This is a genomic window from Corynebacterium sp. HMSC071F07 (assembly GCF_001810285.1).
GTDB lineage: Bacteria > Actinomycetota > Actinomycetes > Mycobacteriales > Mycobacteriaceae > Corynebacterium > Corynebacterium simulans.
The window spans coordinates 70,048-83,408 of the sequence record NZ_KV800709.1 but is presented as its reverse complement, the minus strand read 5'-3'; the positions used below and the strand labels follow the sequence as shown (position 1 = coordinate 83,408).

Genomic DNA, 13,361 nt, shown 5'->3' with positions numbered 1-13,361 from the left:
GTGAAGCTACTCGTTGGCGAAGAAGTCATCTAGGTCTGCCTCAATATCATGCTGACCTGTGAGATTTTGGCTGATCGAACTTGGGGCGGTATGCATAGAGTCCGCTACCTCTTCGGGGCTTACCTGCTCGGCGAACGCTACGGTCGACAGAGTGATGAGTCCTTTGGCGTAGGCCTTGTAGGCATCGGCAACGAGCCTTTCGGAGGCCCGAGGCAGAGCAGCAATCTTGCGTGCGTGGTCATACGAGGCTTTCCAACCGAAGCGGGAGGCGAGTCCCTTGGCGGTGTGATTCCTTAGCTCTTCCTTTGTATCTTTCGAAATGAGTCCTGCTTGGTGCAGCTGGATGGCTGCTACGCGTGGAGAGACTTGGAATTGTTGGACAACTGCAGACAATAGCTCTTCCGTATCTGCGTACGGAGGCAGCTCTTGCAACGCTTCTTCAGGGCAGAGTACGCAGCGCGCAAAGGTGTTCGCGCGTGTTTCGGAAGGCAGGGTCTTGTCGCATTGTAAGGAAGCGCCATCCTCCGTGATGTCTCCGGCCACGATGTGCCCGATTTCGTGGGCGACAGTGAAACGCTGTCGGAAAGGATTATTACTCGTGCTGATCCCTACGGTTAAGGCACCTGAAGCAGGATCGCGAAGAGTCAGTGCATCGAGGTCATCCGTCAAGTCGAGCACGATGAAGTCAGCGTCAACGAGCTTCATGAGATTGTTGATGTCGCCGACAGGCCCCAAGTCGAGATCGTGCTTCGCGCGAAAACCAGCAGCCAGCTCAACGCCCTGTTGCGAGGGGCTCGTTGACTTAGGCATGTGTGCTATCCAGGTTTACTCGTAGCTGGAGATAAGGCAGAAGAGTTTGTGTTGCTTCCTCGGTTTTGGCCTGGTGACCACGGGCGGCAACGCGTACACGCTGGGAGAGCGGGGTGGCGTCCACAAGCTCAGCGGCATCTATACCAAGAGCCCACGCGAGGGCCATGATGTGGTGGAGAGTTGGCGTGGAAGTGCCTTTCTCTAGGCGGGCCAGGGTGGGTTGGGACAGAATTTCATCGGTCATGGCGGCGAGCTCTCTTTGGCTAAGTCCGCGAAGTTTACGCTGCGTGCGGACGCGCTCGCCGAAGTCGGTGGGGATGTTCATTTTGTGCTCCTTGTTGACTTCGATTTAACACGTGAATCAGAATTCTGTCAAAGTGATTCTGGGTGAAGCTGGTGCGAATTGGCCGCAAGCTATTGCCGCTATCGCACGCCCGGGCAAACCTGAAATTGGCAAGCCTAAAACCTTGGTTAGTCAATTCGTTTTTGAGCGGGCGCAAGAGCGGAAGGCCTAGACTTGCAAAAGAGAATGCAGCAAAGCTGATAGGGAAGAGTTTCACTGCCCGCTCTCGCTCCAGCGATAGCATTCGAATCTAAAAGTGCGCCGACTCATTGTCAGATGCGAGTTTTTGGTACCGGTGTGGAGGCACTTTGCCGTGATTCTGCATTTTGTAAGCCAAAGAGTAGCGCGGTCAGCCTGTAAACCGATCCAATGTAAAATGAGATAAAGATTTTCGAAGTTACTTGTTTTAGTTTTTTAGAAGGGGCTGGATTTGCTTTTAAAATCCCCACCACAGAAGCCGTTCTTGAGGGGATTGTTTGGCACTACACGGATGTGCAAGGCTTCAAGGGGATTGTTGAATCCGAAGGATTATGGGCCACGAATGCTGACTTTCTTAACGATCCTACTGAGCTTAAATATGGTGTAGAACTTTTAATTGGACGCCTATCTGAAAGGCTTGCGGAAGAAAAGCGTGTTGAGGAACAGGCAAACCTCAAATATATCTTTGAGGCCTTCAAGGATTCATCTGGTTTCTTCGAGTCCCAAACCAGTCAATTTTATTTGCTTTCTGCGAGCGTCGAGGGTGATTCCTTAAACCAATGGGCGCATTATGCAGGCGGTGGCGGCGTGGCAGTAGGTATTTGCGCGCAGTACGACCTGCAGATCGTCGACCGAGATCGAAAACTCGTCCCGTTTGAATTGGGTAATTGGGAGTACGAGAACCTTTGGAATCCTTGTTACATTTCGTCGGGGTGGCGAAAAGTCCTCTATGACCCTGATCGGCAGATCGATCAGCTTGATGAGCTAATCAGTTTCTATCTTCGGTCCATGCGAAACGAGTCGCTGCCTGAATCTGCGACGGGAATTAAAGAAAATCCCTCAAAAACCGCAGACGATTTCTGGCGTACCGCTCGTTTAGTGTGCTCGTATTTGAAGCACCCCAGTTTCAAGGATGAACGAGAAGTCCGTGCAATCTATCATGATTACCGTGGTGATTTGTCGCACTTTCGTGCGACGCAAAAATCGATTGTTCCTTACTTAGAGACCCGATTTGGATCAGCTCCCGTGCGCGGTGAAGCCAACATGCCTCACCTTGCGCATGTGCGGTTGGGGCCAGGCGCAACTAGAAAAGAGATTAGGGCGACGAGGGAATTTCTACAAGCGAGAGGATTTGACTCAACTAAGGTGACCATGTCGGCCTCCCCCTACTTGCCTTCTCGCTGACAATCGCATTAGGCACTCCGCCGCGCAGGTTGTAATAGTCAAGCCATAGCGACGGAGATTTAGGTGCCGCTTTAGGTTACGTCCACCTAGATGCCTTCTATCTCAACGCTCCCCATGAAATACCGTGAATGAGACTTTTTCAAGGATTCCAGGGAAGGCGCTGAAATGTGGGCGATCTCAGTATCTGGACCGTCGATCGCTGCTTCGCGGTGGAGGCGTTCTTTAAGTGCTTCAGTCGAATCAGAGAATTGTTTGATGAAAGACTCGCATGAGCGACGTTTGTAATTGACTATAAATTCAGTCACTGTGTTGCTCCGATTCATTTGGCTGTTCAGCGAGGATTTCAGTTGTGCGCGGCACCTAATCGAGTAGGAATTGGTCACGCACGGGGGTCTAACCGTTGCTGCGAGTGAATCCTTGCTTGGCTATGGTCGAGCTTCTCTTTCTGAAGGCTGCGGCGAGGGCAGGGACGTTGGCATCGAGAAAGTCGTGCACGGTGGCAGAGATGGTCTCTTTATCATCGGTATCGCGAGTGACTCGGCCAACCTGCTGAATGACAACGCCGCGGAAGCTTACTGGTGCTGCCAGCACAAGGGTATCCAGCGCGGGAAGATCAATGCCTTCGCCAGCAACCTGGGACATGGCTAAAAGGACGAAATGTGGTGTGGCGGCAAGCTGTTCACGTACGGCCTGCCGTTCAGTGGCTTTCTGCCCGCCGTGGAGCTGAAGGACGGGGAAGGGGGCGTCGGCAAGCAGGGCGTTGAGGGCAGCGAGGTGTTCGCGTCGTTTCACTAGGACGAGGACTGTGTGCTTTTCCTGTGCTGCTTGTGTGATGACATTGGCGATGAGGCGGTTGCGATCCGCATCTGCCGCCAGAGCAGTGTCGAGGTCGGGCCAGAACAGGTAAGGGGAGTCGTAAGTGAACTCGGTGTTGTGGACTATGTAGTCGCGGCGTCCGGGGCGCTCGAGCTTGACGGTATGGCGGATAGGGCCGCAAATGAGAGGAAGTAGCTTATCGAGGCCGTCGGATCGGTAAGGAGTCGCGGTCATACCGAGCATGAAACGAACATTGAGGTGAGCTAAAACATTGGTTAATCCGGCAGCGCCGACTCGGTGGCATTCGTCAACTGTGATGTGGCCATAGCTGGAGAGAAAGTCAGCCTTGGAATCGCTACGGCTAATGGATTGGGCAGTGACAATGTCTATCTCTCCACTGAGCTTCTTTTTGGAACCTGAGTATTGTCCAACCTGAACTTCCGGGAGGAACTGTTTTAGGGCTTGGCGCCATTGAGTAGCTAGCTCCCTTGATGGAACTATCACTGCGGTGGGGACCGAACGCTGAGCGATGATTGCACACGCCATGACGGTCTTTCCGGTACCGGGAGGAGCAATGAGCATTCCGGACTTGTGCTTGAGCATCTGTTTGATGGCGGAATGCTGGTAGGAGCGTAGTTCGCCGGCGAATGACGCATCGATGCGCTGAGGTTTGGGCGTACGTCCGCGGCGGGTGACGGTATATCCTGCGGTTTTCAGAATATCGAGGACGTCATCGAGCGTGCCGCGGTCGAGCGTGAGGACTTGGTCCTTCTCATCAAAACGTACGATGAGCCGTGGAGTGCCGAAAGTGGAGAAACGCTGGGCCTGTTTTATATAAAACTGCGGGTTGGCAATAGCACCTAGGTGCCGCAGGGCTGTACGAGTGGTGGCGTCGACGCCTGATAAATCGACGTGGACATGTGAATCGTGCGTGACGTGGACTTTTCCCGAGGCCTTGAGCTTCTTTAGTTCTGCGCGGGTGGGTGCCTGGGGAAGGGATGTTTCGGGATCGGGCTGAAGCGCAGCGTAGATTTTCTTGAGCTCGGAAAGCGTTGACTTCTTCGTTTTTGCCAAAGCTTCGAATTGGTCTGGCAAAGGTTGAAAATTACTGTCGACGAATACTGTTGTGCCTTCGGCCCGATGGTGGCCAGCCAACGGGAGGGCAATCAGATTTCCGAAGCCGCGGCCTTTCGCCGGCAGTGTGTCTTGAGATGGAAAGAACCGGTCGAAACTGGAGAAGTAGGAATCCGGGCTAGCCTTGGCAAGAAGCCCGATACCCACGGAACGAGCGAGGCCGGCGGGAATAGGTTCGTCGAAGAATACCCAGACGTGGGCTCCGTTCCCAGAACGCGATACTTCTATGAGTGGATCGAGGCCCTGGTTCTTGCATTCTTCCGCGTAGGCGCGGGCGGCTTGCTTGAAGTCGTCATCATCAAAATCGCAGACCACCAGCCGGCAACTGTCATCTGTGCTCAGTGGATAAAGCCCAACGTGGAAGCGATTGTCACGGCGCAGATGTCCTTCGATCACCTTCGGCGTCAGGGGTTTTAGGTTGGGATTTCTTCGGTCATAGTAGCCATTGCTAGCCGGGTACCAAGCCTTCTTTCCCGCAGTATTTTTGGCCACTGCGTAGACATCTGTCCTCCCCGTGAAGTAATCCATGAAGAGCGCAATCTTCTCTTCCGGTGAGCGGTTTTCAGAGTAACCGTTCGCCGGCGGCGGTGTGTCTGCAGTACTGGGGCGCGAAGGACCATTACCGAGGGCCTGCAGTAATTGGGCCACCTGGGACTCCAATTCGCTAACGCGAGTTTCGAGTGCTTGGAGGCGTTCCTGTTCAGTCATGGTGCGTGTTCCTTGTGCGTCGGAACTAGTTTATCGGACGGTGTGCGGATAAGAGCCTTGTCGGCTTGGTGTTGTATTGCTTAGAATAAGCGCACGACGAGCCGGCCACCGGAACGTTGTCGCCTGGAGCCGCGTAGGCTCCAGAGCTTTTTGGAGGGCCTTCTGGGCACAGTGATGGAGTGCGTACCTTAACAGTCAAGCCCTGATTCTGGCAGGAGTGCCGGACATGCGCAGCAAGTGGAGCATTGGAGTGGCCTCTAGACATTCGCACACAATTCGGTTGTCCTTAAGAAGAGTCTCACTGAAAGGTGAAAGACGCTTCAGGCGTATGTGTCATGCTGGGAAAGGAGGGATTAAATTGACAAAGTCGACCGTTTCAAAACCTGACCTCATTAATACTTCTGTAACTCAGGCCCAAGATATGGATGAGGAAGATCGTCGCCACTACGTCGAGTACCTAGGGAGGGAGATTGCCAATTGGTCCGCGGAACTTAACCGCCGTTTAGCATGACCATTTATCCCGACGAAGGGGAAGTCCTTATCGTCGGGGAATTGGCTTGTGGGCCCTCCGTAAATCCGTGATTCCAATCAGTTTTAAGCAATCGTAAACCTGCCTTTGATTGTTAAATAACGCCGTATGCCATCCGTGAGACTCCTGACAGGTCATTGGAGTCTGATGAAATTCCAGTTCGCGTTGAGTATCGAAGGCGGCGCCAGGGAGGTGACATTGTGCCTCTTGACTGAATTGGGCTTAATAAGGCATACTTTGAGACAGGAGCAGCCCTACATTATGTACAGCTGCTCGCCCCTCACCGAGGCTACTGGCAGGTGAGGGTCATTTAATTTTTCCTGGAGCTTGCAAGGGCTTACGCCTCGGTACCACCATCAAAATTTGGCAATGCTCTCCCAGATACTTGTTGAACCACGCTGTGCTCTGACCGCCGTGAGTCAGCGTTCGGCGGTACATATAGGCCACAAGATCTGGTACCCAAAGGCACGTTTCGTCGGCTGGGCTAACCCATGCTGCGGGAATTCCCTGTGGAAGAACGTTTGATTTTCGTAAGCGCTTTAACGTGTTTCTATCTTTGTCGTTATCAGATTGGGAACGCCGTTCTTCGAAAATGATTCCGTTGAGCGAAGGGTCTTGCCCAGTGATAGTGGTGATCAGTTTTTCAAGGCAATCTTGGCGGGCGTGCTCAACATCCTGGTCGTACTGAAGGGGGCGAAGGCAAGCGACAGAATGGGAGTCACCAAACTCATAACAAAGCCTGAGCATTGCCTCGACCCTTTCTTGACCTTCTCTGGTCTGCATTGAATCAGTAGTATGCCAATAGGTGGATTGTGCAGCTTCTTTCAGACAAAACCGGGTGTCGGCAAGGTGTTTGAACTTAATGGCGGTTGCGACCAGCGAGTAAAAGGAATCGGAAAATTCCTCACCGGGGGCTACGTAGCTCTCGTCGATAAAAACAATCGTGTCTTCGGGAGAAGCTTGTTGGAAGATACGAGTTAGAGAAGGGTGGGGTCGGTGGGGCAAAAGCGATTCCTCCATTCACTTTAGATAACCTGTTCGGCATTGTGGTAAGTATACCTTTTGTGTGGGACACAACTTTGTTCATGCGAAGAGGGGAACCTACGATCTGTGCAGTTTGTAAGCTTTTGGTCGTATAGGTGTTCGTTTGAGCGCGTCTTCGACCTCTTCTATTGGGTAGAATTCTTGTTCAACCTGGGTACGCGCATGCGCAAATGGAATGCGTTCCTACTCAATCGCAGCTAGCCTTTGGTGAACAGCAAGCGGAGATGTGGACAATCTCGATCTTGGGATCGCGGTGGAGTGGTCGGCGGGGAGATGTCGCCAAGCGCCCGCGCCCTTTATGAGCTGTCCCTCACGAGCTCCTTGAGTGTATTGAGCGCCTGGCGGGAGGCGGTACCGTAGCGCTCGCGCAGGAAGTGGTGGGTGGCGTCGGGGTTGTCCAGTGAGATGGATGTCTCGCTGAGGTTGTGCAGTTCTGATTCGCCGGCGGCGGTCTTTTCCACGGACCAGAAGCTTTCCGGGCGCAGGCCCAGTTCGCCGGCGCGTTCGAGGGCGCTGAAGGCGTGGGAGGCAAAGATGAGCTGTGCGCCGTTGACGTTGATGCTGGGCTCGCGGAAGGCGTTGATGATGAAGTCGAGGAGTGCTGGGCGCAGGGCGGAATCTAGTTCATCGGCAACCAGGGTCCCGCCGCGGCGCAGGGTGTCCAGGATTAGGGGAGCGGTGGCCATCCAGTTCTGCGTGCCGCCGGATTCATCGGTCAGCTTCAGCTCGTAAAAGGAATTATCGGCCTTGTGCTCCACGATGATGGCGTGCAGTAGTGATTCAATCTCCGCATCGGAGTAGGCGCTGAACTCGTCGGGGCGGCGGAGCCGTGCGTTGCTACGGCTGAGTGCATCGATGACCGGGCGCATCTGGCGGAAGACGTGCTCCGGGATGTGGTCCTGGTTGAGCCGCACGGAGTGGATACCGGCATCGGCCGCGCGCAGTAGGGCGGCAGCCTCATGCAGGTGTAGCTTGCCGGTGCGGATGAGGGCGGTGATGCGGGAGGCAGTGCTCATCGCGGTATGCCCGTGCGGCAGGTAGGCCACGTCGTGCACCAAGGCGCGGGCCAGCGGGGCGAGCACGGGGTGCCCGTCGCGCAGGCCGGCGGAGAGGATCAGCTCGGTGTCTGTCACGGGCCCGAGCTTGGACACATCCCCCTTATCCATAAAGGAACGCGTCCACTGCACCTCCTCACCGCGGGTGCGCACGAAGCAGGGGCTCCACCTGGTCGAGGGCACGCGGCTGAGCCACTCGGCATGCACGCCGGTGAAACTCCACTGGAAGCCATAGAGGTAGCGCACGTCATCGAGTTCGAACTCCAGCTCAAAAGTGCGGGGCAAGCGCTGCGTGGGGGGGTTGAGGCGGTACGGGGCGTGGGGGAGTTGGTTGGGTGGGGCGTCGGCAAGCCAGGCGGTGGCAGAAGACTCGATAGCAAGCAGTGCGAAGGCTAGGGCGTTGAGGACGCTGCTCTTTCCGGAAGCGGTGGGGCCGATGAGAACGGTGACGGGGTCGCTGACCTGCTCCCAGCCTTCCTCCGGCGCGGTGGAGTGCTGCCAATGGTGGTACAGCGAAAGTGTCTGCGTGGCGCGGATGCTGCGGAAGTTAGACACACTAAAGGAAAGGAGCCTCATGGTCGCAAGACTACAAGCCCACCATGTAAATCGGTCCTAGGTTTGGGTGCTGAGATTCGTTTTCTTCCCGTGCCTTAACCCGGTGGGCGCTGGTAGCGTTTTAGTACACACCGCAAAAGCAATCACAGGAGGCCACATCCTATGCACGGGGATACTACCGAGCTGCTCGTGTGTCTCGGGTTGGTGGTTGTCATGGTTCTCTACTGGACCTATTACATCCGGAGTGTGCGAAAACTCCCAGATCAGAAAGATGGTATGACACAGCCGATTCGGAAGGTGCCAAAAGTGATGGCGTGCTCTTTATTTATCCTTATGGCACGCTAATTATGGGCGCTGCCGGTGCCACGGGGTTGGTTGCAAATATGAACCTTCCCGAGCCTGTTGAAGCGGTGCTGTTTCTTCCATTTATTGCTGCTTTTGTCATTGGGGCGATTGGTTTTACAGGCGCTTGGGATTCCGTTTCCGTGGTCTTTTGTGCCGCGTTGGGTCGTGGACATCCGCAAAGCGAAACGCGCTCGGAGGCGCGAGCGCAGGCAAGCTAAGAAAATGAAAAAGCAAGAAAAGAAGGAATAGGCTTGGGCTCCGCTAACCCAGTGTCCGAAGGCTGTGCGCAGTGGTCCGCTGTGGAGTCTGGGGTTGGGGACGTTTCAGTTTTGTGGGTGAAAGTAGCGGTGATGCGCGCTAGGCTTTCTGGCATGAAGTATCGGAACGTTAACATCAGCTCCGTCGCGGCGCTTGTCATGAGCCTTTTAGGTGCGGCGTTCTTTGCTTTGGGGCGGGTCATTTTTGACGTTGGCGGATGGGCCGCATTCTTCTCCATTCCGGCTGGGGATTCATAGCCATTGCGCTTCTTGGACTGTGGTTTATCCCTGTACGCAGCGTGAAGGAGGACGCGGATGCTGGGACGTATAAGGCCTTCGGGTGGCGTGAATCTTGGGCCTTCATCGCGGTGACGGCGTTTCTCTTCCTGACCGGCTTCTTTATGGTCGATTCCGGTGATACGGATGAAAGCGTGAAATCCGCCTTCACTCAGATTGTGGGGCGGTGGGCTTTAGATCTTTCCGCGGTCTTGTTTTGGCTCTGCTGTCTTGGGATGATTGCGTCCTACATCGTGGGCGTAGTTGTGGCGGTGAAAAGGCGGAAGACCGTTGCTGAGGACTCGACGCAGAGATCGGGCCCGGAAAACCTCGGTGAGGATGGCGGCCAGGACGGGCCCTAAATTGCCATTTTCCGGGCCTGCCGATTAATGTTGCTGGGAGCGGATTCGCTGTTTGTATCGTGCGCTAGTTGAATACTGGTGCCCTTAGCAGGCAGGGATACGCGGGGCTATAGCTCAGTCGGTTAGAGCCGCGGACTCATAATCCGCTGGTCCCGGGTTCGAGCCCCGGTGGCCCCACTCTTTGGGATTCTCATCACAAAGTGCCAGCGTACAGGGTGAATCTTTGTAATCTGAAGAAGCCTTAATTCTTCTCTTTCGGAGGTTCTCCCGATGTCTCGCTCTCTTGGTTTGATGGTAACTACTCTGGGCGCTGCCGCACTACTTGTAGGCTGCGGTGGGGGAGGCTCCGATTCTCAACCTACGTCGGAGCCAGCCACGACGACATCGCAGACCACCACTTCCTCTTCTAGCTCGGCTACTTCCACTACTTCTTCTGTCCAGCCTTCTGAAGTAACCCCGCCGCCGACGGAACCGGCGGTGCAGCCAGAGGTAAGTCCCGCGCAGGTAATGGAAGAAACCGTCCAGCAACAAGCCGGATTTTTGGCTCCACCAGCGGACGTTGATGCAAATGTCGATCCTGATGCAGGCGCCTACGTTGAACAGCCGGCTCCGGAAGCACCAGCTGTTGAGGAACAGCAGGCTCCAGCGCCGGCGCCAGCGGCTGCTTACTATCCGAACTGTGCAGCGGTTCGTGCTGCTGGTGCAGCCCCGATCTATGCGGGAGATCCTGGCTACAGCTCCGATCTCGATCGCGACGGTGACGGCGTAGCTTGTGAAAACTAGCTAAACGGCAACTGTTAAGGAGAAGGCATTTGCGCGGCGTCGCCAAGCATGTGCCCTTTCTTGTCGTGCCTGCCTAGTTGATAAATAGTGGCAGCAGGAACGCCATGCCGGTGCTCCAGACAAGGTGGAGCGTGGTGGTAGAAGAACAGGAAATTGGGCGCATCGTGTTCTTGGGTGGGCTGCGTCCTTCGGATGAAGAGCTCTCGGAGCGTCTGCAGGGCGCTATTGGTCCGGATTGGATTCGCCATGAGATTACGCCGATTTCGGTGCGCGATGTGGTCTTCTACCTGGCTAGCGCGGCGGAGCTACCAGCTGATGCGAATCGCACTTTCGATATTGGCGGCCCGGACACTCTGGAATATGCCTTCATGATGAAGGAGTACGCGAAGACGGAAGGCTTGTTGCCGCGCTTGGCGTTCTCCGCGCCGGTGACCACCCCGGAGTTGGCTGCTCGGTGGATTGCTTTGGTGACGCCGATTAAGACGGGCCTGGCGGAGCCGCTCATCGGCAGTCTGCTGCACAATACTGTGGCCAAGGAGCGCGACCTGGAAGAGATAGCCGCCACTACCGCAGCCTCAAACTCCCGAACTGGCAGCCGCCGGCCATCGCGTTCCCAATTGTCTGGACTGCGCTGTATGGGCCGGTGCGCTGACCGCAAGCTCTGCGGATTTAGTTCGTCGCGCCTGGAAGTCCGCACCTGAGCGCGGTGCGTTGCTAGCACCCTATGCGGCATGGACGGGCTTTGCCACCGTGCTCAGTGCGGAGATTGCGCGATTGAATCGCAGACACTAGCACTGCGACTGCGCTAGAGGATTGTGACCCGGCCATGCCAGAACGGCCCGCTATTTACGCTAAATGAGGCGCCGGAGTTGTGATCACCGTCTTTTTCGCAGCCAAGGGTGTCACCAGCGGAACCGATGCTGCAATCGACGTTGTAGGTCTGGCCAGTGGTTGGGCTGGTGACTGTCACGGTCGTTTTCGGGACGGAAGTGACTTGAGGTTTGTATGGACCATAGGTGTAGGTCGCTGCGGTTGCTGCCTTGTAGAGCTCCGCTACATAGGCACAGGAACTCATGCTGCCAGGGCGAACGGTGATGTCTGCGGGGAAGTCGTAGCAGTCGGTTGAAGCGATGGCATCGCCGTTGGGATAGGTGTTGCTGCCAGACTGGGTATCTGGATTTGCGGCAGCCCCGCTAGCGTCTTGGGCGTTGGTGCCCTCACTGCGATTGGCCAGAGTTGGCTGTGGACCTTGATGTCCCTTTGCAGCGTCTTCGCTGGAGGTTGAACGAGCATCGGATTGCGTAGCGCCGGCAGCTTGAGAAAAGGAGGTTTCCGGCAGTGTCTGGGCAGAATCCTCGCTGTTGTTGCTGCAGCCGGTCAGAAGAAGCGTTGCTGCAAAGGACAGGGAAAGTAGGCGAGAAGAGAGTTTGTGCATAGGAGTAATCTAAGCCGATTGCACAGCGCACTGCGGGAAAATGGGGAATCTTCCCCTACGTGCGTTCCTTGCCTAAATTTGGCTTCGCGGAGCGTGTCAAGTTTTTGTGTGGGGTTTGGTTTTCTTAGAGGTATTTATTGAAGCGGTCGGGGTAGGCCACAGCCATTTGGTTGATGGCTTGCTTCCAGCCGGAAACCTTTTCGCCCTCGACAAGTCGGCTCGCTGACGCTGCGGCCCGTTTCCTTTCTTGGCGCGTTGATCAGCGCGTTTGTCTTCAATAGTGCAGATCATCAACCACAGTGTCTTTAGCGCGGATTCGTCGTTGGTAAATTACACTCGATTGCGGGTGGCTTTACGCAGCTCATTGTTAAACGACTCGATAGAGTTCGTCGTTAAACGACTCGATAGAGTTCGTCGTGTAGATGACTTTCCTCGCTGCCGAAGGAAACTGTAAAAACTGCACGAACTGCTCCCACGCGTCCTGCCAGACTTTAACGGACCGGACGTATTTCTAACCCAGCTCAGAGCCTGCAAATTCCTCCAACGTCGCGGCAGCACTGGCCTCATCTGGGGCGGTGTAGATTTCTTCAACGCCGCTGACACTTTCTTCCGGTCCCCGTAGGCTACCCACCGGTTGGCGGCACGTATCAGGTGCACGACACAGGTTTGCACCATGAAACCAGGCGACCGCGTCAGGTAAGCCTTCAGCCCATCACAGCAGACAATTAAGACGTTCTTAACCCCACGGTTCGACAAGTTAGAGCTCACTTGTGCCCAAAACGACACTCCTTCTTCTTTAGCTATCCATAGTCCCAAGATGTGCTTGATTGCTTCGATATCAACGCCGATGGCCATGTAGGCAGACTTGTTGATCACCCAGTGAAGTGCCCCGAGTTTTGTTCCTAGGCATTTGCCTTGATTTCTATTATTTCCTGTGGCGGGATCTGCTTCCAAAAGGGCAAGTCTGCGTCCGTGGTTCGGGCGCTTGCCCGCATCAATATTTTTGTTTTCGTCCCACGCCGCACCCCTGCAGACGCTGGTAGCGTTTATACATACCGCAACCGACAGCCACGGGAGGCCTATTCTATGGACGGCGATGTTACTGTGCTGCTTGTATGCGCCGGGTTAGTGCTTGTCATGGTGCTCTACTGGACCTACTACATTAGGTGCGTGCGGAGGCAACCCAGATCGGAAAAGTGGTACGACGATGTCGACTTTGTAGGCGCAGAAAGTGATGGGGTCCTTTTCATTTATCCTTACTGCTCGCTCATTATGGGCGCTGGCGGCGCCATGGGGTTGGTCGCAAGTGCCAACCCTCCCGAGTTTGTCTACACGGTGCTGAAGGTTCCGCTCGTGGCAGCTTTCGTTGTCGGAGTCATTGGATTTACGGGCGCGGTCGGGGTTCCGCTTCCGTGGCCTTTTGTTCCTCGTTGGGTCGTCGATATCCGCAAAGCAAAGCGTGCCCGAAGGCGTGAGCGCAGACAAGCCAGAAGAAGGGAAAAGGAAGAATAGCTACTGCAGGAAGA

Annotated in this window: 14 protein-coding genes, 1 tRNA gene and 2 pseudogenes; 9 read left to right on the top strand and 8 right to left on the bottom strand. The window is 55.2% G+C overall.

What is annotated here, in order from left to right; translation table 11 throughout:
• Positions 1–6: 6 nt before the first annotated feature.
• Positions 7–810 (bottom strand): ImmA/IrrE family metallo-endopeptidase, encoded by an 804-nt coding sequence (locus tag HMPREF2724_RS06460; protein ID WP_070587818.1) that lies wholly within the window; start codon positions 808–810, stop codon positions 7–9.
• A complete protein-coding gene (locus HMPREF2724_RS06455) occupies positions 803–1,135 on the bottom strand; it encodes a helix-turn-helix domain-containing protein (RefSeq protein WP_070497729.1) in 333 nt (110 codons plus the stop codon). Before HMPREF2724_RS06455 ends, HMPREF2724_RS06460 begins: the two co-directional genes overlap by 8 nt.
• 31 nt (positions 1,136–1,166) lie before the next feature.
• Between HMPREF2724_RS06455 and HMPREF2724_RS12865 the strand changes: the two genes are divergently transcribed.
• A complete protein-coding gene (locus tag HMPREF2724_RS12865) occupies positions 1,167–1,325 on the top strand; it encodes a hypothetical protein (RefSeq protein ID WP_168164875.1) in 159 nt (52 codons plus the stop codon).
• A 320-nt stretch (positions 1,326–1,645) separates the two neighbouring features.
• Entirely contained in the window at positions 1,646–2,536 is an 891-nt protein-coding gene (locus HMPREF2724_RS06450) for a DUF2971 domain-containing protein (protein WP_070587817.1), read from the top strand.
• 86 nt (positions 2,537–2,622) lie between these two features.
• Here HMPREF2724_RS06450 and HMPREF2724_RS12385 read toward each other — a convergent pair whose 3' ends face one another.
• The 4 genes from HMPREF2724_RS12385 to HMPREF2724_RS06435 form a co-directional block, all read right to left on the bottom strand.
• Positions 2,623–2,919: a hypothetical protein gene (locus HMPREF2724_RS12385; RefSeq protein ID WP_246818220.1), complete on the bottom strand. Its 297-nt coding sequence runs from the start codon at positions 2,917–2,919 to the stop codon at positions 2,623–2,625.
• 10 nt (positions 2,920–2,929) lie between these two features.
• The gene (locus HMPREF2724_RS06445; RefSeq protein ID WP_070587810.1) at positions 2,930–5,194 is read right to left on the bottom strand and encodes a DEAD/DEAH box helicase; all 2,265 of its coding nucleotides are present in this window, start codon (positions 5,192–5,194) and stop codon (positions 2,930–2,932) included.
• 835 nt (positions 5,195–6,029) lie between these two features.
• The gene (locus HMPREF2724_RS06440; RefSeq protein ID WP_070587804.1) at positions 6,030–6,743 is read right to left on the bottom strand and encodes a hypothetical protein; all 714 of its coding nucleotides are present in this window, start codon (positions 6,741–6,743) and stop codon (positions 6,030–6,032) included.
• A 320-nt stretch (positions 6,744–7,063) separates the two neighbouring features.
• Complete coding sequence (locus HMPREF2724_RS06435) at positions 7,064–8,398, bottom strand: AAA family ATPase (RefSeq protein ID WP_070587798.1); 1,335 nt, start codon at positions 8,396–8,398, stop codon at positions 7,064–7,066.
• A 293-nt stretch (positions 8,399–8,691) separates the two neighbouring features.
• On the opposite strand from HMPREF2724_RS06435, the gene HMPREF2724_RS13185 reads away from it, so the two are divergent.
• From HMPREF2724_RS13185 to HMPREF2724_RS13495, 6 genes and pseudogenes are all read left to right on the top strand, one after another.
• Positions 8,692–8,940 carry a hypothetical protein gene (locus tag HMPREF2724_RS13185; RefSeq protein WP_246818219.1) on the top strand — a complete coding sequence of 83 codons (249 nt, stop codon included), beginning with the start codon at positions 8,692–8,694 and terminating at the stop codon, positions 8,938–8,940.
• A gap of 257 nt (positions 8,941–9,197) precedes the next feature.
• The gene (locus HMPREF2724_RS06420; RefSeq protein WP_061923868.1) at positions 9,198–9,617 is read left to right on the top strand and encodes a hypothetical protein; all 420 of its coding nucleotides are present in this window, start codon (positions 9,198–9,200) and stop codon (positions 9,615–9,617) included.
• A 103-nt stretch (positions 9,618–9,720) separates the two neighbouring features.
• Positions 9,721–9,794 (top strand) — tRNA-Ile (locus tag HMPREF2724_RS06415).
• 93 nt (positions 9,795–9,887) lie between these two features.
• Complete coding sequence (locus HMPREF2724_RS13180) at positions 9,888–10,400, top strand: excalibur calcium-binding domain-containing protein (RefSeq protein WP_083291036.1); 513 nt, start codon at positions 9,888–9,890, stop codon at positions 10,398–10,400.
• A 592-nt stretch (positions 10,401–10,992) separates the two neighbouring features.
• Positions 10,993–11,052 (top strand): annotated as a pseudogene (locus HMPREF2724_RS13500) (tryptophan-rich sensory protein); the annotation flags it as partial.
• Positions 11,049–11,192 carry a tryptophan-rich sensory protein gene (locus tag HMPREF2724_RS13495; protein WP_083281246.1) on the top strand — a complete coding sequence of 48 codons (144 nt, stop codon included), beginning with the start codon at positions 11,049–11,051 and terminating at the stop codon, positions 11,190–11,192. The pseudogene HMPREF2724_RS13500 and the gene HMPREF2724_RS13495, both read left to right, overlap by 4 nt.
• 13 nt (positions 11,193–11,205) lie before the next feature.
• Here HMPREF2724_RS13495 and HMPREF2724_RS06400 read toward each other — a convergent pair whose 3' ends face one another.
• Complete coding sequence (locus tag HMPREF2724_RS06400) at positions 11,206–11,835, bottom strand: hypothetical protein (RefSeq protein WP_070587795.1); 630 nt, start codon at positions 11,833–11,835, stop codon at positions 11,206–11,208.
• 124 nt (positions 11,836–11,959) lie between these two features.
• A pseudogene (locus HMPREF2724_RS12365) lies at positions 11,960–12,711 on the bottom strand (transposase); the annotation flags it as partial.
• A gap of 39 nt (positions 12,712–12,750) precedes the next feature.
• Between HMPREF2724_RS12365 and HMPREF2724_RS06395 the strand changes: the two are divergent.
• Positions 12,751–13,347, top strand: coding sequence for a hypothetical protein (locus HMPREF2724_RS06395; protein ID WP_246818218.1), 597 nt, complete (start codon positions 12,751–12,753; stop codon positions 13,345–13,347).
• Positions 13,348–13,361: the final 14 nt, after the last annotated feature.